The 18,262-nt window shown below is 66.1% G+C and carries 20 protein-coding genes and 3 pseudogenes; 11 read left to right on the top strand and 12 right to left on the bottom strand.

Annotated elements, in window-relative coordinates:
* The first annotated feature begins 122 nt into the window (after positions 1-122).
* On the top strand, positions 123-557 hold the full coding sequence (locus NA4_RS32310) for a hypothetical protein (RefSeq protein WP_067478863.1): 435 nt from the start codon (positions 123-125) through the stop codon (positions 555-557).
* A 162-nt stretch (positions 558-719) separates the two neighbouring features.
* Here NA4_RS32310 and NA4_RS32305 read toward each other — a convergent pair whose 3' ends face one another.
* Both NA4_RS32305 and NA4_RS32300 read right to left on the bottom strand, forming a co-directional pair.
* A complete protein-coding gene (locus tag NA4_RS32305) occupies positions 720-1,148 on the bottom strand; it encodes a DUF5994 family protein (RefSeq protein ID WP_067478861.1) in 429 nt (142 codons plus the stop codon).
* A 60-nt stretch (positions 1,149-1,208) separates the two neighbouring features.
* Positions 1,209-1,673 carry a DUF5994 family protein gene (locus NA4_RS32300; RefSeq protein WP_067478858.1) on the bottom strand — a complete coding sequence of 155 codons (465 nt, stop codon included), beginning with the start codon at positions 1,671-1,673 and terminating at the stop codon, positions 1,209-1,211.
* Between the two features lie 356 nt (positions 1,674-2,029).
* Here NA4_RS32300 and NA4_RS32295 point away from each other — a divergent pair, with 356 nt between their 5' ends.
* Both NA4_RS32295 and NA4_RS40925 read left to right on the top strand, forming a co-directional pair.
* On the top strand, positions 2,030-2,767 hold the full coding sequence (locus tag NA4_RS32295) for a TetR/AcrR family transcriptional regulator C-terminal domain-containing protein (RefSeq protein ID WP_084497663.1): 738 nt from the start codon (positions 2,030-2,032) through the stop codon (positions 2,765-2,767).
* Positions 2,768-2,900: 133 nt separating this feature from the next.
* Entirely contained in the window at positions 2,901-3,074 is a 174-nt protein-coding gene (locus NA4_RS40925; protein ID WP_157129430.1) for a hypothetical protein, read from the top strand.
* 92 nt (positions 3,075-3,166) lie between these two features.
* Here NA4_RS40925 and NA4_RS43510 read toward each other — a convergent pair whose 3' ends face one another.
* Entirely contained in the window at positions 3,167-3,496 is a 330-nt protein-coding gene (locus NA4_RS43510) for a carboxylesterase family protein (protein ID WP_067478855.1), read from the bottom strand.
* Positions 3,497-3,603: 107 nt separating this feature from the next.
* Here NA4_RS43510 and NA4_RS32285 point away from each other — a divergent pair, with 107 nt between their 5' ends.
* On the top strand, positions 3,604-4,557 hold the full coding sequence (locus tag NA4_RS32285; RefSeq protein ID WP_067478852.1) for a DNA polymerase domain-containing protein: 954 nt from the start codon (positions 3,604-3,606) through the stop codon (positions 4,555-4,557).
* 394 nt (positions 4,558-4,951) lie between these two features.
* On the opposite strand, the gene NA4_RS32280 is transcribed toward NA4_RS32285, so the two are convergent.
* The 5 genes from NA4_RS32280 to NA4_RS32265 form a co-directional block, all read right to left on the bottom strand.
* Positions 4,952-5,257 (bottom strand): hypothetical protein, encoded by a 306-nt coding sequence (locus NA4_RS32280; protein ID WP_157129429.1) that lies wholly within the window; start codon positions 5,255-5,257, stop codon positions 4,952-4,954.
* Between the two features lie 53 nt (positions 5,258-5,310).
* Positions 5,311-5,457, bottom strand: a complete 147-nt coding sequence (locus NA4_RS40920; RefSeq protein WP_157129428.1) for a hypothetical protein — start codon at positions 5,455-5,457, stop codon at positions 5,311-5,313.
* A gap of 200 nt (positions 5,458-5,657) precedes the next feature.
* Entirely contained in the window at positions 5,658-6,635 is a 978-nt protein-coding gene (locus NA4_RS32275; protein WP_067478846.1) for a helix-turn-helix transcriptional regulator, read from the bottom strand.
* 224 nt (positions 6,636-6,859) lie between these two features.
* A complete protein-coding gene (locus tag NA4_RS32270; protein ID WP_067478872.1) occupies positions 6,860-7,141 on the bottom strand; it encodes a cold-shock protein in 282 nt (93 codons plus the stop codon).
* Between the two features lie 370 nt (positions 7,142-7,511).
* The gene (locus NA4_RS32265; protein WP_067478869.1) at positions 7,512-7,931 is read right to left on the bottom strand and encodes an Hsp20/alpha crystallin family protein; all 420 of its coding nucleotides are present in this window, start codon (positions 7,929-7,931) and stop codon (positions 7,512-7,514) included.
* Positions 7,932-8,075: 144 nt separating this feature from the next.
* On the opposite strand from NA4_RS32265, the gene NA4_RS32260 reads away from it, so the two are divergent.
* Complete coding sequence (locus NA4_RS32260; protein ID WP_067478843.1) at positions 8,076-8,411, top strand: MerR family transcriptional regulator; 336 nt, start codon at positions 8,076-8,078, stop codon at positions 8,409-8,411.
* A 70-nt stretch (positions 8,412-8,481) separates the two neighbouring features.
* On the opposite strand, the gene NA4_RS40915 is transcribed toward NA4_RS32260, so the two are convergent.
* Both NA4_RS40915 and NA4_RS32255 read right to left on the bottom strand, forming a co-directional pair.
* Positions 8,482-8,643, bottom strand: a complete 162-nt coding sequence (locus tag NA4_RS40915) for a hypothetical protein (protein ID WP_157129427.1) — start codon at positions 8,641-8,643, stop codon at positions 8,482-8,484.
* Between the two features lie 162 nt (positions 8,644-8,805).
* Positions 8,806-9,849, bottom strand: a complete 1,044-nt coding sequence (locus NA4_RS32255) for a fused (3R)-hydroxyacyl-ACP dehydratase subunits HadA/HadB (protein WP_067478866.1) — start codon at positions 9,847-9,849, stop codon at positions 8,806-8,808.
* A gap of 301 nt (positions 9,850-10,150) precedes the next feature.
* Here NA4_RS32255 and NA4_RS32250 point away from each other — a divergent pair, with 301 nt between their 5' ends.
* Together NA4_RS32250 and NA4_RS32240 are read left to right on the top strand one after the other, a co-directional pair.
* Positions 10,151-11,671, top strand: a complete 1,521-nt coding sequence (locus NA4_RS32250; protein WP_067478840.1) for a catalase — start codon at positions 10,151-10,153, stop codon at positions 11,669-11,671.
* 747 nt (positions 11,672-12,418) lie between these two features.
* Positions 12,419-13,321 (top strand): helix-turn-helix transcriptional regulator, encoded by a 903-nt coding sequence (locus NA4_RS32240; RefSeq protein ID WP_067478834.1) that lies wholly within the window; start codon positions 12,419-12,421, stop codon positions 13,319-13,321.
* Here NA4_RS32240 and NA4_RS43855 read toward each other — a convergent pair.
* Positions 13,303-13,674 (bottom strand): annotated as a pseudogene (locus NA4_RS43855) (beta-ketoacyl synthase N-terminal-like domain-containing protein); the annotation flags it as partial. The gene NA4_RS32240 and the pseudogene NA4_RS43855 overlap by 19 nt on opposite strands.
* A 157-nt stretch (positions 13,675-13,831) precedes the next feature.
* Here NA4_RS43855 and NA4_RS43850 point away from each other — a divergent pair.
* Positions 13,832-14,035, top strand: a pseudogene (locus NA4_RS43850) (MMPL family transporter); the annotation flags it as partial.
* 114 nt (positions 14,036-14,149) lie between these two features.
* On the opposite strand, the pseudogene NA4_RS43845 reads toward NA4_RS43850, so the two are convergent.
* Positions 14,150-14,305, bottom strand: a pseudogene (locus tag NA4_RS43845) (beta-ketoacyl synthase N-terminal-like domain-containing protein); the annotation flags it as partial.
* A gap of 27 nt (positions 14,306-14,332) precedes the next feature.
* Here NA4_RS43845 and NA4_RS32230 point away from each other — a divergent pair.
* The 3 genes from NA4_RS32230 to NA4_RS32220 all read left to right on the top strand — a co-directional run.
* Entirely contained in the window at positions 14,333-14,869 is a 537-nt protein-coding gene (locus tag NA4_RS32230; protein ID WP_067478827.1) for a hypothetical protein, read from the top strand.
* A gap of 193 nt (positions 14,870-15,062) precedes the next feature.
* Positions 15,063-16,595, top strand: a complete 1,533-nt coding sequence (locus tag NA4_RS32225) for an acyl-CoA synthetase (RefSeq protein WP_067478824.1) — start codon at positions 15,063-15,065, stop codon at positions 16,593-16,595.
* A gap of 281 nt (positions 16,596-16,876) precedes the next feature.
* The coding region (locus tag NA4_RS32220; protein ID WP_084497664.1) for a serine/threonine-protein kinase at positions 16,877-18,262 on the top strand (1,386 nt) is incomplete at its 3' end.

Here is an 18,262-nt window from a genome sequence, read left to right as displayed (position 1 = left end):
AGCCGCCGCCGACCGTGCCGCAGCCGCCGCCGACCGTGCCTAGGCCGCCGCCTTGGACGCCGCCCGACATCGACCTACCCACGGTCTCCCTGCCGCCCCAAAAACCAGATTGAGGAACTCTGATGACCGATACACGAGGGGATCGCTACAACGTCAACGTGGGCGGGAGCGTTTCCGGGCAGTTCACTGTCGGCTCCGACAACACCGTGAGCCGCATCGAAGCCGGACGAGACGTCACCCAGGTGACAGCGGCCGACATCGCCGAGTTGCGAAGCGAATTCGACCGACTGCGTACCCAACTGCCCAGCGACACCGCCGTCACCGACCAGGCCCGCGAACGCCTCGATGAGCTGGAGAACGCGGTCACCGCGCCCGAGCCGGATCTGTCGACCATGGACTACGTCCGCAGTTGGTTCATAAGGAACGTCCCGGAGCTCGCGGGCGCCGTGACGGGATTGATCGTGCACCCGATCGTGGGGCAGCTGGTTGCGATGGTCGGCGGCTCTCTAGCCGCTGAATACCAGCGCCGCTTCGGATCCGACGCCACTTCCCGATAGTCGTTCCCGGCCGGTGCCGCTGACCGGTCCCCGATGACGAGACCCGGAAGTAGAGCCGGGTTGTATTCGTCCAAATTCAGTTGATTCCGCAGGCCACCGGGTGGTGACTGTGCGTGCAGCGGGCAGCGTACTCGGCCGGTGGCCAACGTCATACGCGGTCTCTCAGGTTTTCCCTGCGGCCCGCCGTAGCTGGAGCTCCGCTCGAGCGGGTGGTGTGTCGGCGGGGATGACGAGCAGCGTCACCTGGGCGCCGTTCGTGCCGAGCAGGCGCATGACGCCGGGCGGTTGACCGGCTTCGGGTCCGTGTACTTCGATGCCGTCCTGCCGGTCGATGCGGCGTTGGGTGAGGCTGATGGCGTTCCAGTCGAAGCTGACGCGCGCGGTGTTGCCCAGGCGTGGGGTGAGGGCGCTGATCAGGTCGTGGAGTTCGGCGGTGAGGTTGTTGGTCCATGGCCACCAGGCGCCGTCGACCTGCTCGGGACCGGTTCCGGTTCCGGTTTCGCGGAGGAGCAGGCGTGGGGTGCGGGTGGGGGTTCGGAACGGTTGACGACCGGTTGGCTGCGAGTCGGGTGGGCCGGTCGCGGCGGCCATATCGAAGTGGTTGGTGATCGGACGTCGGATATGGATTCGGGGCATGGTGTGTTCCTCTTCTCATCCGGGGGTGAGGGTTGCGGATTCGGGCGTGACGGCGGCCATCAGGGCGGTATGGGCGATGTCGTCGTCGGTGGCCGATGGGATGACGCGGAGAACGATCAGGTCGTTGTCGCGGCCGAAGACGTACATCGTGTTCCACATTTCGAAGGGATAGGAGTCGAGCCGGACGGTGTATCCACCGTGGACGGTGGTCTGCCGGGGCGCGTCGGACCAGCCTGTGGGGTCGTAGACGACTCGCCAGATGGGGCCGAGCCGCACGGTCAGGACTGCGAGGAGATCGGGCAGTTCGGCGGTGAGTTCGCTGGAGCGGGGCCACCATGCGCCGTCGATGTAGTCGCCGCGTTCCGCTTTCGGCTTCAACCGCAGGCGGGGTGTGTAGTGGGGCGGAACGCTGTGCCGGGCGTAGGCCGGATGTGGGGGGCCGGAGGTCGTGCTCGTGTTGCTGTTTCTGTGGAATCGCATGTCGGGTCCTCTCGCCGAAGCGCTGCGTTGTTGGCCATGGTGGCGCGATAGCACGGGTGGCGGCCGGGCGGCAGTTCGGCGGGCCTGGTCGGCGGACCGGGTGGTCGGCCTCGTGTCGGGTGCATGGGTAGCGAACCGATGGCGGCCGCGTCTGCGGAAGTCATCACAGTCAGCTGATCGGACGACCCGCTGGCCATGTACCTGTCGGACCTGTGCACCGTGCTTCGGTGCGGATCGGCGAAGTGTTCCGGACATAGTTGCCGTGTACCTCCAGTACACGCCGATTGCGCCCCAATGTCAACGTTGTAGGTCTACACTCATTCACCAGTAGGATCTGAGGCGTTGGAGGCATCGATATGGCCGATCCGATTGATCACGCGAGTTCTCCGTCGGGGAATCGTCGTCCTGGGCATGCGGCTATTGGCCGAGGCAATGGTCCGATCACCAGGGTTGTCGTCCTGACAGCGGCGCTCGAGATCATCGATCGTGACGGTGTCGACGGGCTGTCGATGCGGCGGTTGGCCGAGGCGGTAGGGCGGGATCCGATGGTGATCTATCGGCATGTACCGAACAAGGCGGCCGTGCTCGACGGAGTGGCCGAAGTGGTGTTGGCGCAGCTGTCGGTCGATGCCACCGACCCGGACTGGGCGTCACAATTGCGGGCCGTCGCCCGGGACTTCCGGCGGCTGGCGCTGGCGCATCCGCAAGCGGTGCCGCTGCTGGTGACCCGGCCGTTGTCCACCCCATTGGGGCTGCGCCCCTACGCGGTGATCCGGCCCCTGGAAGACATCCTCCAGCTACTCACACGCGCCGGGTTCTCGGGCGCAGACGCACTCCATGTCTACCGCGCGGTGTTCGGCTTCCTATATGGGCACGTGCTCAACGAGCTGCAGGAGATCGTGGAGCGTCCCGAGGAGACCGACGACGTGCTGCGGCTCGGCCTGTACCGCCTACCGCTGGCGGAGTTCCCCTTGCTGCGGGAACTCGCGCCCCTCCTGACCGCTTACGACGGCGAAGCCGAACTCGAACGCGGCCTCGACATCCTGCTCGCCGGCCTGACCGCCACACTGCTCCAGCCCGGTCGAGGGCGATGACACCGCGAACCGTCTACGATGTAGACGAACGCTGTAGACAGACCTAGACTGGGTGCAACCGGTTCATGCATCCGCTGTCGGCCGATCGAAGAGTCCGTGCCGAGCCCGCGCGACCGGGAGAAGGGAACTTTCGATGATCATCCGGGACAGAATCGCGCATCAAGTACGGGCAGGCCGGTCGAACCTACGGACGCTGCTGGCCAAGACCGACGAAGACAGTCGTCGCAGGACGGACCTCGGTGGCAGACGTCCCGGTGGCATCATCGCACTAGCCGGGCGCAAGCTGAAAAAGGCGTTCACTCGCTGACTGCTACTGCGACCCTCAGATGTCGGCTCTCGTCGCGGCAAGTGCTCCAGAGAGGAGGAGTTCTGACGAATGGCAATCACACAAGTCGCCACCTACGCGCATTTGAGCGAGACGGACGTCGAAGCGATGGGGCGGGAGTTCGACGTGATCGGCCGTGACGTCGTGGATCGACGCGGCGCCAGGACGCCGCCTATATCGTCGGGGCCGGGTGCGAGCCATCCGAGGGTGGTGTTCACCTGTTCGTCGGTCATCTCGATGCCGAGCTGGGTGTTGAACAGCCGGTACTCGTCCCTGGTATGTCCTACGAGCAGGTCGATGTCTCGTCCGGTGCCGGCGGCGAGTGCCTGCCACGGCGCCTCGGGCAGGACGTCACCGTCGACGACGGGGAAAACGGTGACGGCGTCAATGCCATAGGCCCCCACGTTTCGACGAACTCAGGCATGTTGTGAATGTGGAAGAACGAGTGGGAGAACCAGTTCGCCACCTCCCGGTGATTGACCGGCGTCCGGTGGTGGGGGAGGGTGGAGCGATGGCGGGAGGCGAGCTGCGTTACGGGGTCGAACTGTCCAATCTCGATCAGCCGTTGTTCGACGAGGCCGAGGCGAGCAAACGGGATCTGGTGGATTATCTGGAGTTCGCCGGGGAACGGTTGCTGGGGGTGCTGCGCGGACGGCCGCTCTCGGTGGTACGAGTGCGGCCGGGACAGGCGCCGTTCACACAGAAGAACCTCCCCAGGTACACGCCGGAGTGGGTGGCGCGGACGAAGGTCTGGGCGGAGAGTTCGCGGCGGGAGATCTCCTACGCGCTCTGTGACGATCTGCGGACGCTGGTCTGGTTCGGCAATCAACGGGCGGTCGAATACCACCCGACCCTGTTCCTCGCGGAATCCGCGCCGGAACCCACACATCTTGTGCTCGATCTCGATCCCTCACCGGGACAGACTTTTGCCGACGTCGTGGCAGGTGCCCGACTGATCCAGGAAGCGCTGTCTGGGGAAGGGCTGTCCGGAGCGGTGAAGACGAGCGGGTCCAAGGGATTACACGTGTTCGTGCCCGTAGTCCCGGGGATCGATGTCGAGGACGCGGCCGCGGCGACGCGGGCCGTGGCGGCGCGAGCCGAGCGGATCGATCCGTCGGTCGGCACGACCGCGTTCATCCGGGAAGACCGTCACGGCAAGGTCTTTCTCGACGCCACCCGTGCGGGCGGTGCCACCGTGGCCGCCGCCTACAGTCCGCGTATCCGTCCGGGTGTCACCGTGTCGTTCCCGCTGCGCTGGTCGGACCTCGACGAGGTGACGCCGACTGATTTCACTGTGCGGACCGTGCCGGGCCTGCTCGGCGACAACGATCCATGGCAGTCGGAGATGCCTGCCCCGCAGCATCTTCCTCCGGATCTGGTCGAGGAGGGACACACGATCCCAGTAGCCCGGGTTCAGGCCATGCACGAGGGCAAACGACGTGCCAGGGCGCGGCGGGGCGAATGATCGATGCAGGATCGGGCGTCCTGACACCCAGCCGTGCGGCGGTGGCCGACTGTGCCATCACTTCGAGGATCGGCACGGATCGTATCTCCTCGATCCCGAAGAACGGCAGCCACAATAGCCACCACGAAGACCGATCGCCGGGCCGACTCGAAGGGGCTCAGACCCCTATGGGTTCGATGGCGATATGCCACGGGAAACCGGGTCGGCCGCAGGACCGCGCGGCGCTCGTGCGATCCGGTGACCGGCGGTCCCACCTCGAAACCCTTGGCGCGCAGATGATTCAGCGTCTCATGCGGGTCGTCGACCTTGATCCTACTGAGGACACGAATGGTCACGCCGCTGAGGGCCGGTTGGGGTCAGCCATCCCGGCCGTCGCTGCGCGATCACATCTGCTTCAGGCGCCGCGGAGGCGAATTTCATTGTTGAGTTCGGTGGCCTGCTCGGTCAGCGCGGTGGCGTCCGGATCGTCTCCGAGACAGCCGGCGAGATCGGCGCGGGTGACGATGAGCATGCCGAGCGGCTCGGCCTCGGAACCCTGCTCGATACGGACGCGTCCCTCCTCCAGGACGAGTCGTGCACTCGGCTCGCTCATGGTCAACAGCCGGCGCAGATCGTCCTCGCGGACCACAGCGGACGAAGAAGCGCTGGTCGACGCGGGCTCGGAAGCAGGTGTCTCAGGGGTCGCCTTGTCGGATTCCATGCTGACTGGTTGCCCTGGCAAACCCGCCGGAAACCGGGGCGGCGCGGCTCGCGCTATTCCTCGTCCATGTCTCCGCGCCGAGCGGCTTCTATGGCTTCAGCCATCTCCGCGCGCAGACGCGCTGCGGTCGCTTCGTCGCCGGCGTCCTCGGCCGTGGTGATGTCCTGGTGGAGCTGGGCGATGACGTCTCGCAAAGCCATGTGTCCTCCCTTCTCGGGTTCGACCGCGCCTCGTGTCGGCGTGGCCACGGAGGCACGATTCACTCCGCGCGTGCAGCATGACCGCTATCGCAGTGTCGAAACAGCGGCCACGCGATTCCGGTGGTGCGGGTCGAGGTGTGCACGAACGCCGAGGGCCCTCCCGCGGTGACCTGAGAGCTGGCAGGTGGTCCGCTGGGCAGTCAGGCGTGCAACGTGTAGTTGGGTGGTTGACCGTAACGGGCGGTGTAGGCGGCGGCGAAGCGGGCCGGGTGGGCGAAGCCCCACCGTTCGGCGATGGCGGCCACGGTCCGCCCGTCTCCGAGCTCGGCAGCGGACAGATCCTCGTGTGCGCGCTCGAGGCGCACCCGGCGGAGGTAGCCCAGTGGCGTGGTGTCGTAATGCCGGCGGAAATCGTGCTGGAGGGCACGCGCGGTGACACCGGCGGCATCGGCGATGTCGGTGAGGGTCAGGGGCTGATCGGCATTGGCGTTGATGTAGTCGGTCGCGCGGCGCAAGGCCATCGGCGTGAGCGGGCCGGGCTCGCGGACGTAGTCGACTGTCATCGCCGTGTTCGGGAAGGTGGTCAGCGCGGCAGCGGCGATCCCGGCGGTCGCCTGCTCGGCGACCAGGGGATTGCCCATCGGCGATTCGGGGTCCATGAGTTCGCGGTGGACCACGCCGACCAGATCACGCCAGTACCGTTCCATCGTGTACGAGACCGGCTGCGCGGATTGGAACCGCACCCTCCCCGCGGGCATGCCGACCTGCCCTTCCGCCGCCGTGGTGACACGGTCCATCGGCAGCCGGAGCAGGGACATGTCGAGATCGTGCGCTTCGAACGACAGCCCGACACCCATCGGGACCACCGCGACGTCGCCGGGGCGCATCAGCAGTTCCTCACCACCGCGCAGCAGGTACCGGCCCGCGATCAGATGTTCGAACACCAGGTAGTCGAAGGGTTCGGAGTCGGTGGCGTAACCGATCGCGCCACGGACCTGCTCGGTGGCCATGGTGTCGGTGGAGACGCCGGTGACGGTGAATGTGGCATCCGGTGCGGCATCGAGGAACCGGGTGCGGTTGCCGGCGTACATGTGGTCGATGTAGTCGGTGATCTCGGCGGAGTCGGTCGAGGAGAATGCGTATCGCTCGACGGGCGTGGGCGCGGTGGCTATCGACATTTGTCGCCTCCTGCTCGGACGGGGTCCAGGCCGCAGCTTGGGAGCTTCTGTGTCGACGGCGTGCCGCAGCACCCCCTGATCCGCCGTCGCTTGTTCTCCCATTGTCCTGCTTGCCGGGCGATAGCTCCAGGTGTCGAGAGGGTGCGTGATCGTCTTGCGCCACCGAGACCGCCGGTCCCGTGCATGGGGCAACTCCGCAGGGGGCCGGCGCTCTGGCCGATAGATCAGGAACCGATCGGCCGGACGTCCGCGGTATCGGGAAGCAGTGGCCGCACCGCGTTCGCTTCCGGGCCGCGCTTGCGCATGGTGGCGGTGAAGATGACCGGCTGACCCGCGCTGAGCGATTTATATCCCGTGGTCTCGATGCTGGTGTACTCGACGAAAACCGGCGTCGGATCGTCCGCTGGCCGGAGGAATCCGAAGCCCTTCTCGACGTTGAACCAGACGACCGTGCCGCGGCGCCAGGGTCCGGCCGAGTTGCTGGGATAGGTGTGCCGGTCGGTCACGAGCGTCGTCCTAGCCGCGGTCACGCGACGCTGCGGTGCGGCCGGTCGGAGTGCATGACCCGCTGCCACCAGGCATCGAGGGGACTGGGGTCCGGCCAAACGACCGGCGTTTCGGCCGGGCGCGCCGGCTCGGATCCGGCCGGTTGTGGCAGGGTGTCGCGTGGATGGGCTGGTGCCATGATCGGATGCTCCATGAGGTGTTCCGTGTGCAAGGGTAGACCCTGTGCGGCAACGCCTTCCGCGTGCCGCGTGCGGGCCCGGTTCTCCGGGCCCGCACGAAGGGCGACGTGATACTCGTCGCAAACTTGTTCCCCGTCATTGAATTCGGCATCACCTCACTTTCGCGCTCGGCGTGCAGATCTGGGCGGGGTCAGGCGTGGATCGCCTTGTGCCCGTCGCCGCGGGCGATCTCGATCTTGCGCGGCTTGGCCTTCTCGGCGACCGGAATCGTGAGACGGAGGACGCCGTCGGTGTAGTCGGCCCGGATGTTGTCGGTGTCCAGATTCTCGCCGAGGAACAGCTGGCGGCTGAACACGCCGCGGGAACGCTCGGCGGCGATCATCTCCCGGCCGCTGTCGAGTTCGGGGCGGCGCGCCCGCACCGTCACCACGTTGCGCTCGATGTCCAGGTCCAGGGAATCGGGGTCGATACCGGGTAGGTCGAACTCGACCACGAACTCCTCGCCCGCGCGCCAGGCGTCCATCGGCATCACCGCGGGATGCGCCTTCGTGCCGAACACCTGCTGCGTCAAACGGTCCAGATCGCGAAAGGGATCGGTGCGCATCAGCATGGTCGCCACCTCCAACTCACTCCATTCTCCATAGTAGGGGTCAGATAACCTCTGCTATCCGACATAGATTTTTTATAGCACTGGGTTAACTTGAGTGCAAGGCACTAAACTAGGAAATCTAGTTCGCAACAGAAGTGAGGATGGATGGCGCAGGAGCGGGGCGACTCGGGGCATCTGCCGGGTCCAGGTCAAGCGGTGTACGGGATCTCGGTGGCCGCTGGGCTGGCGGGCATCGGCGTGCAGACGCTGCGCCTGTACGAGCGCTATGGCTTGCTGACGCCCGCGCGGAGTGACGGCGGCACGCGCCGCTACAGCGGCAATGATCTGGCTCGGCTGCGGCGGATCACCGCCCTGGTCGCCACCGGCGTGAACCTGGTGGGCATCCGGCGCATCCTCGACCTGGAGGACGCGAATGCCGACCTGCACGCCGACAACGTCCGCCTTCGCGACGCGCAGAGACGTCAACCGGACCAGAAGTAGAGCAGTGGCAGCGCCGACACGACGATGCCCGGCTACATTGCGTCGAAGTGCGAGATCGCCGAGCCGGGAATCAGACCGATGTGCGCGTGAGCCGAGCGTCCTGTTCATCGCGCAGCCGCGCGCTGTTACGGCGCGGGGAGCGTAGTTCGGCCAAAGTGCGTGCGACGACCGTGGCATGGACCGCGATGACGGCCAGGGAAGCCGAGCCGATCACAGCAAGAAGCACAACCACGACAGATAGGTCCTTTCGGGTGCGAGCGGGCCTGCTGCCCGCTCATCGGGTACCGAGTACGCGTCCGCCGATCGAGGGGGCGACCGCGCTCCGTCTCCAACGTGCCCCGGCTTTTCCGGGCCAAACACACCGATTTCCGGTGGGGCCGGACGAGACGTGCGATCACGCGAGGGCGACCTCGGCCGTCGCGCGGCCGAAGATCTTGTGGCCGTCGTGCTCGGCGGTGATCGCCACCGTGGCGGTTCGTGCGGCCGCGTCCAGGTGCTTGACCCGGCCACGGAACTCGATCCGGCCGCCTGTGGCGCCGACATGCACCGGGCTTGTCAGTCGCACGTTGTAGGCGCGCAGGGCGCCGGGGTCGCCGAGCCATGTGGTGATCAAGTCCACGCTCAGACCGATGGTCAGCATGCCTTGGGCGACAACGCTTTCCTGCCCCATTCGCGTGGCGATCTCGTCGCTCCAGTGGATCGGGTTCGGGTCACCCGCGACGCCGGCGTAGTTGACCAGGTCGCCGCGGCTGATGGTGAGCATGCGCGGTGGAAGCTCGTCCCCAGGAACCACGGTGTCGAATCGCCGCGCGTGCTCGCTCGCCGGAAGGGTGCGCGCTTCGCGCAGTGGCTCGGTGACCGGACCGACATACCGCGGGTTCGTAGGCCGGTGCGCCCTGCGTGCCTCTGGTTGTGCGCCGTGCATCACGACCGCGTCGAGTGAACCCGGGAGCGTGCCGTCGGCGCGGCCGACCATGCTGGTGCGCGAGGTGACGACGGGCCGGTCCTCCTGGTCCAGGATCGTCTGGCGGAGCACGATGAGGTCGCCGCCGAAGGCGCGCCGGAACGAGTCGAGGCAGACCTCGAAGCCGATCCGGTCGCCGGCCAAGAGCGGGCGGTGCAGCTCGACCATCTGATCGGTATGGATCATCCGGCTCAGGTCGTAACCGGGGAGGATCGTGTCGAGCACTTCGGCATAGGCCAGATAGCCGGGGACCGCGCCGAAGGTCGGCGGCGCGAGCAGGCTGTCATAGCCGAGGGCGGCAGCCGCGTCCTCCGACCAGTGCGCGGGGTGGTTGTTGCGCACCGCACGGGCGTATTCGCGAATCTTCTCGCGTCCGACCTCGTAGTAGTCGCAGGACCGATACCGGCACCCGACCATTGAGACGGCAAGTGCCGCGGGGTCGGTCACCGCGGTCGTATCGGACGTCGAATCCATGCTGGACATCGCGGGGCAATTTACCCAACCGGAGCCGGAATCCCGGTCAGCCCGCATCGCACGTCGTTTCGCCGTTGCTGCAACCGTAGGAAACTACGGCCGACGTGCGGTGATTCGGGTGGATCTGTCGGCGTAAGTCTCGGTCGGCGTAGGTTGGGGAGTGGGCACCCGGGAAGTCGAGCGATCACGCTTTTTCCGCTTCGTGCCATCCGCGTCTCGTATCGGGATCCGGTCCTCGGTGCCCTTCGTCCTGACGGTTCGCCGTCGGGCTCCCGCCCGCGGTTCGTAGGAGAGGAGAGAGATGTCTGTTCCGAACTACACCACCGATGACGCCGGTATCCCGGTTCCGAGCGACGAGCATTCGCTGACGATCGGTCCCGATGGCCCCATCCTGCTGAACGACGCCTACCTGATCGAGAAGATGGCGGCATTCAACCGGGAGCGGGTGCCCGAGCGTCAGCCGCACGCGAAGGGCGGCGGGGCGTTCGGCACCTTCGAGGTCACCAACGACGTGAGCGCCTACACGATGGCCGACCTGTTCCAACCCGGCAAGAAGACGCAGATGCTGGCCCGCTTCTCCACGGTCGCCGGCGAGCGCGGCAGCCCCGACACCTGGCGGGATCCGCGTGGGTTCGCGCTGAAGTTCTACACCGAGCAGGGCAACTTCGACATGGTCGGCAACAACACGCCGATCTTCTTCGTCCGTGACCCGATGAAGTTCCAAGATTTCATCCGCTCCCAGAAGCGCCGAGCCGACAACAATCTGCGCGACCACGACATGCAGTGGGACTTCTGGACCCTGTCACCGGAATCCGCCCACCAGGTGACCTGGCTGATGGGCGACCGCGGCGTTCCGCGCACCTGGCGGCACATGAACGGCTATTCCAGTCACACCTACCTGTGGTTCAACGCCTCCGGGCAGCGGTTCTGGGTCAAGTACCACTTCAAGACCGATCAGGGCATCGAATTCTTCACCCAGGACGAAGCCGATCAGATGGCCTCGATGGACACCGATTACCATCTCCGCGATCTCTGGGAGGCGATCGAGGGCGGCAACTACCCGAGCTGGACGCTGAAAATGCAGATCATGCCGTTCGAGGAGGCGAAGACCTACCGCTTCAACCCCTTCGACCTGACCAAGGTGTGGCCGCACGGCGACTATCCGCTGATCGAGGTCGGCAGGATGACGCTCGACCGCAACCCGGCGGACTACCACACCGAGATCGAGCAGGCGGCGTTCGAGCCGAGCAGTTCGGTGCCGGGCACCGGCCCGAGCCCGGACAAGATGCTGCTGGCGAGGTGGTTCTCCTACCCCGACGCCCACCGTCACCGCATCGGCGCCAATTACAAAGAGCTGCCGGTCAATACGGCGCACGCCAGCACGGTGCGTTCGTACAGCAAGGACGGCGCGATGCGCCATCACAATCCGGGCGACCCGGTGTACGTGCCGAACTCCAAGGGCGGTCCGCACGCCGATCCCGCGGTCGCGGGGCCGATTCCCACCTGGTACACCGACGGTGAGATGGTGCGCGAGGCCTACACCTTGCGCAGGGACGACGATGACTGGGGCCAGGCGGGCACCATGGTCCGGGAAGTGCTCGACGACGCGGCGCGTCAACGGCTGGTGAGCAACATCGTCGGACACCTGCTCAACGGCGTCACCGCGCCGGTGCTGGACCGGGCGTTCGAGTACTGGCGCAACGTCGACAAGGATCTCGGTGATCGCGTCGAGGCCGGCGTGCGGGCGAAGCGGAACGAGCGCGACCCCAAGGCCGCCGCACAAGCCAACCCGGCTCGCTCCTCGGCCCAGGCCAAAGCCTGATCCGATGCCATCGGCGGCCGGTTGCGACCGGCCGCCTCGTCATGTCCTCTGCAATGACCGCAGGCGCGCGGGTCTCTGCCGGATACATTTTCCGGTTATCGTTTCGTTATCGCGAAAGCGAGTGTCCGACTTTGCGCATTCGGATGCGTGCAGAAACATGATCTCCGGATCCGCTGGCTCGACGACACCGTGGTGTTTCGAAATTCATTCGCGGCTCGGTGATATTCCCGCGAGACCGGACGGGTCGCATCGGGCCTGCCGACGGAGATCGGAGGACCGCATCATGCCATTGAGTGTCGATGGCCGGCCTGAGCAACGCGCACAACGACATGTGGGCGCAGCCCTCGCAGCCCTCGCCCTGGTCGCCGTCGCAGCGCTCGCTGCCGCCGCGCCCGCCGGCGCGGACCCGTCATCGGATGGCATCCCCGGTTCCCCTGAGATCCAAGTCCCGATACCCGGTGGATTTCCGGGTTTTTCGGGGATTCTGCGTTTCGCTCCGCCCCAGCCCCCTCCGCCGGAGCCGCAGATGCCGCTCGGCCGACGCGTCGACGGTACCGCCGACACCGGCTGGCTGCCGCCGACTCCGGCCATCCGCACAGGCTCTCGCGCTTCCCACCCGACCGGCGGGTAACTCCGATCGCCGCGGTCGAAGGCGGCCGGAACCCACGCTCAACCGCCGCGAGCGGCCACCAAAACTGGTACTGACAGCACCTGGATACCTCTAGCCCGGTACGGGAAGATCACAGGATGACCGAAGTGGCCGATGTTCAGGCCGTGCGCAAGGCCCGGCGCGCCGAACTGGGAGCATTCCTGAAATCCCGGCGTGCCCGGATCGCACCGGAGGACGTGGGACTCCCGCCGGGCCCGCGCAGGCGGACTCCCGGTCTTCGTCGCGAAGAGGTCGCGCAACTGGCCGGCATCGGAATAACCTGGTACACCTGGCTCGAGCAGGGGCGCAGCATCAATGTGAGTGTTCAGGTGCTGAATGCGGTGGCTCGGACGTTGTCGTTGGATGCGGCGGAGAAGGCGCATTTGTATCGGTTGGCGGATGTGCCGACGGTGCCGACGGCGCATGCGGGTACGGCGTTGCCGGAGGAGTTGCAGGTGATTTTGGATCATTTGGAGCCGTTGCCGGGTGTGGTGTTGAGTGCGCGGTATGATGTGTTGGCGCATAACAAGTCGTATGAGGCGTTGTGTCCGGGGTTTCTGTTGGGGGAGCGGAATGTGGCGCGTCGGGTGTTTCTGACTCCGGAGTGCTGCAATACGTATCACCATAATTGGGATGATCTGCGTCGTATGGTGGGTTACCTGCGCGGTGCGTATGCGAAGAATCTGGGTGATCCCAGCTGGGAGGATTTCATCTCCGAGTTGTGTTCGGAGAGTGCTGTTTTCGCGTCGTTGTGGGCGTTGAATGATGTGGCGGTTCCGGTGAGTCGGACGAAGCAGGTGCGGAATTTGGCGGTGGGGGAGTTGGAGATGTTTTTGACGAGTATGTCGTTGCCGTCGGTGCCGCATGCGTGGATGCAGGTGTATACGCCGGTGGATGAGGTGGCGTGGGGGAAGTTGCGGGAGTTGTTGGCGATGAGTGAGCAGGAGCGGCAGCGTCCGTGGGTGGAGCATCGGGAGACGTATCACGCTGCGGCGGGGTGAGTTTCGTGGTTCGCACGGCGCGCTGAGCCAGGGCCGTCCTGCCCGTGGACGCTGTGAGATTTGGTGAGATGGATCGAATCGGCTGCGTGACGTCGGAGCGATCCGGCCTCATTGGAGGACTTGGCTCGTAGCCACACAACTTCCCGCGAGCCCCTCCGCGGAGCACTCCGATCGAGAAGAAACTGAGCATGCGATACGTGAAAGTCACCTGCGTACGTGATACCGACGTACACCCCGGTCGCGCTGCCCCGCAGAGATGCCGGATCGATCCCGCTGCGTTCCAGCGCTTCCCACGACACCTCGAGGAGCATCCGCTGCTGCGGATCCATCGCCAGCGCTTCCCGCGGGCTGATAGAGCTCGGAGAACGACGCGGAGGAACACGCACAAGCGCTGTCCGACGAAGTCGCCTACGACCGCAATGGCCTCCATCAGAATCAGGTCGTGCTGGCTCTGCTCGTTGACCTGCGTGTAGGCCAGCGGGATGCCGCCGGCGCGCACGGTGACTCCGTCTCTGGGTGTTCGGCGGGCTGTTCGCCGCGGCTGTGCCGGTCGGCGTTGGACTGATCGCCATTGTCGGTTCGCTGTCGGTGCTCCGGCTGATCACCTTCGGCACCGAAGTGTCTACTTTCGCGCTCAACCTGGCCACCGCGCTGGGATTCGCCCTGGCGATCGACTACACGCTGTTGATCATCAGTCGCTATGCGCGCAGCCTCGGCGCACCAGGTGGGTGATCAGTTGCGCAACGATTTCGCAATCGACCCCACGGCTTCGATACCCATCGTCGTCCCCGACGCGACCGGTCTGGAACAGGCCGACCTGGGGCGCTACGCCGCCGCGGAGAACCCGGTCCCGTCGGCCGCATCCGCGAAGGCCTTACACCGGCCGTCCGGCGCAAGGCCACGCTTGCGCGCGAACCCGATGAACACCCCCCCCGGGGACGCCATGATGGTGGCGCCGCAGGCCAACGCCATCGAGCATTCGCCCGGGTCGACGAGTCCACGTCTCAGGAGTTGTTCACCACCGAGTATTTCGCCCCGATTCTGGGGCACACGGCCCTGCCCGGCGTCGGCGTCGAGTTCCTGCGTGCTGCAGTGGCTTTCGCGAACGATCGGCTCGACGGCACCCTGGGCGCGAGCCTCATCGTCGCGCCCACCGACCGCGCGGCGATGGGTTCCGATTTCGACGAGGCGATCGCGGATCTCCGGTACGGGACAATCGGCATCAACGTCTGGAGCGCCTTGGGATTCCTGGTTCCCGGTCTGCCGTGGCGCGCGTACCCGGGGCACACCCTCGATGCCGTCGGCAGCGGTATCGGTGTGGTCCACAACGCTTACTTGGTCGATGGCACCGAGCGTGCCGTACTCAGCGGACCGTTCAGACCGTTCCCGCGCTCGATCGCCAACGGGGAGTTCGCGTTGTCGCCGAAGCCATCATGGTTCGTCACCGCCAAGAGCGGGGCCAGGACCTCCCGGAAGCTGACCGACTATGCCGGTCGGCCGAGCTGGCTGCGATTACCAGGCATCGTCGCTTCCGCGTTCCGCGCTTGACGGAACCACTCGACGCCCGTGGAATGCCCAGATTTCCTACCGACCGACTGCAAGCCGCGCTAGCGCCCGCCGCGGCCACTCCGCAATCGCGCCGCTCAGTGATCCAATGCGAAAGTCCTGCGGGACAGTCGCTCTGGATCACTGGCCGCCGCGACCACTCTCCCTCCAGAATAAATCAACACGAAGGAGCCGCATGTACCCAGGTGCGCACGTCGATCGATTCCCCGAAAAGCCAGCGGTCGTTATCGCCGAGAGTGGTGAGACGCTGACTTATCGGGAACTGGAGGAAAACTCCGTCCGGCTCGCCCGGCACTTGTATGACGCGGGACTGCGCAAGGGCGATCACATCGCGCTTTTGTCCGGAAACGACCCGAAAGTCTACGAAGTCTACTGGGCGGCGTTGCGAACCGGGCTTTACATCACCGCGGTCAACCGGCACCTGTCGCCGAGCGAGATCAGCTACATCGTGAACGACTGCGAAGCCCGTGCACTGATCGTGTCGGCCGGTCTCGCGGGCGCCGCCGAGCAGATCGTCACAGAGATCCCCTCGGTCGACATCCGCCTCGCCTTCGGTGGCCCGGTGCAGGGATACAAGTCCTACGAGGACGCCCGGGTGGCAGCGTCTCCCGAGCCCTTGCCGGACCAGCCGCGCGGCGCGGACATGCTCTACTCCTCAGGTACCACCGGACGGCCCAAGGGCATCAAACAACCCTTGCCCGCACGGCAGGTCGGTGACGCGCCCGGTGACACCTACACTGCGATCTTCGGCCCCCTCTACGGATTGGGCACCGACACCGTCTATCTCTCCCCCGCCCCGCTCTATCACGCCGCTCCGCTGCGCTTCGGCGGCGTGGTGCACGCGCTCGGCGGAACGCTGGTGATCATGGAGAAGTTCGACGCCGAACAGGCATTGGCCGCGATCGAGCGCTACCGCGTGACCCACAGCCAGTGGGTACCGACCATGTTCGTCCGGATGCTCAAACTCGACGAGGCCGTGCGCGCCCGCTATGACGTGTCGAGCTCGCGGGTCGCCGTGCACGCGGCCGCCCCGTGCCCGGTGGACGTGAAGCGGGCGATGATCGACTGGTGGGGCCCGATTCTGCACGAGTACTACGCTTCTACCGAGGCCAACGGTGCGACCTTCATCGATAGCGAACAGTGGTTGCGCAAGCCGGGCTCGGTCGGCAAGGCCGGGCTGGGGACGATCCGAGTGTGCGGCGACGACGGGGCGGAACTGCCCACCGGCGAGATCGGCACCATCTACTTCGAACGCGAAGAGGTTCCCTTCGCATATCACAACGACCCCGCTAAGACCGCCGAAGCGGTCCACCCGGACCACCCGACCTGGACCACCACCGGCGACATCGGCTACGTCGACGAGGAGGGCTACCTATTCCTCACCGACCGCAAAGCCTTCATGATCATCTCCGGCGGGGTGAACATCTATCCGCAGGAGGTCGAGGACGCGCTCGCCCTGCACCCGAAGGTACTCGACGTGGCCGTGATCGGCGTGCCCGACGAGGAGATGGGTGAATCGGTCAAGGCCGTCGTCCAGCCGGCGCCGGACGCCGAACCCGGCTCGGAACTCGCCGCGCAGCTGCGCGAGTACCTGCGCGACCGCATCGCGCACTACAAAGTGCCCCGAAGCTTCGACTTCACCGACGACCTACCACGCACCCCAACAGGCAAGCTGGTCAAGGGCCGACTCCGCGAACGATACTTGTGAACCCATAAGCACCGGATCGTCCGTCGATTGCTCGGTACCCATTCCTGTGTCGTTTTCCGGGTGCCGCGGATTGACCCGGTTCGGGACGAGGCGAGCAGCGGCCATCTGCTGCGCGGTGCTGTGCAGCCGCCGAGTGACCTCGGGTGCACCGACGATAGCGCCCGACTATTGAGCATTTGGCCTGGCTGCATCGACTAGTGTGGAGCTACCTGCTCGCGGGCGCGGGTTGGAAATGCAAGCGAGTACGCCGTTAGCCAGACAAGTGGTCACGGGACGGCACAATGGATGAAACGTCGGTGGGGGGCGGGGACACCACCCGGGGGTCGGGGACAGCCGAGGTGTTCGGGCGCTATCGGCTGTTATCGCTGCTGGGTCAGGGCGGCATGGGCCAGGTGTGGCGGGCGCATGATTCGCTGACCAACCGGGTGGTGGCGCTCAAGGTGTTGCCCGAGCGCTTCGCCGATGACGAGCAGCTGCGCGAGCGGTTCCGCCGGGAGTGCCGGGCGGTGGCGCAGTTGACCGAGCCGCATGTGATCCCGATCCACGACTTCGGCGACATCGACGGTCGGCTCTATCTGAATATGCGCCTGATCGAGGGCACCGACCTGCGCAAGCTGATCACGCGAGAAGGTGCCTTGTCGCCGCAGCGGGCAGTGGCGATCATCGCCCAGGTGGCCGGCGCGCTGCAGGCGGCCCACGATGCCGGGCTGGTCCACCGCGATGTCAAACCCACCAATATCCTGCTGGGGGCCGATGAGTTCGCCTCCCTGATCGACTTCGGGATCGCCCACGCCGCCGACGACCGTACGCTGACCGCGACCGGCGAGACCATCGGCACCGTCGCCTACATGGCGCCGGAGGAGATCGGCGCGGAGGTCAAGGCCGATGCCCGAGTGGACGTGTACGCGTTGGCGTGCGTGCTGCACGAGTGCCTGACCGGTCGGCCGCCGTTCGCGAGCGAATTCGGGATGCAGGGTGTGATCGCCCATCACCTGCACACCCCGCCGCCGCGTCCCAGCACCACTACACCCGATGTACCGACTGCGTTCGATGCGGTCATCGCCAAGGGAATGGCCAAAGACCCCGGCGATCGTTACCAGACTGTGCGCGAACTGGCCGCGGCGGCCCGCGCCGCGGTGGGCGATTCCCCGGTCAGCACCACCGTAGGCGTGGCTACGCGCCATGGGCGGCGAATCAGATTGTCGCCCAAAACCGCCGGGCTGCTCGCCGCCGCGGTCGCGGTTACGGTGCTGGCCGCGGTAGCTGTCGTCGTCGGTGTCCAACGGGAATCAGGCGGCGGTGGCAACTCGCCCACGTCTATCGCTGCGGGTTACTCGTCACAGACTCCGCTGCCGTTCACCGGCGTCAGCCTGCCCACCGGTGTGGCGGTCGACCCGGCGGGCAACGTATACGTCACCGACATGGGTAACGATCGGGTGCTGAAATTGGCGGCTGGCGCGTCGACGCCGACCCCGCTGCCGTTCACCGGCCTGAAGAATCCTCAGGATGTGACGGTCGACACTGCGGGCAACATATACGTCAGCGACACGAGTAACGATCGGGTGCTGAAATTGGCGGCTGGCGCGTCGACGCCGACCCCGCTGCCGTTCACCGGCCTGAAGGATCCCCATGGTGTGGCGGTCGACGGGGCGGGAGACGTATATGTC

This window comes from Nocardia amamiensis NBRC 102102, from assembly GCF_001612745.1.
In the GTDB taxonomy this organism is placed as follows: Bacteria; Actinomycetota; Actinomycetes; order Mycobacteriales; family Mycobacteriaceae; genus Nocardia; species Nocardia amamiensis.
The sequence above is the reverse complement of the archived record's forward strand: the minus strand, read 5'-3'. Positions and strand labels throughout refer to the sequence as shown.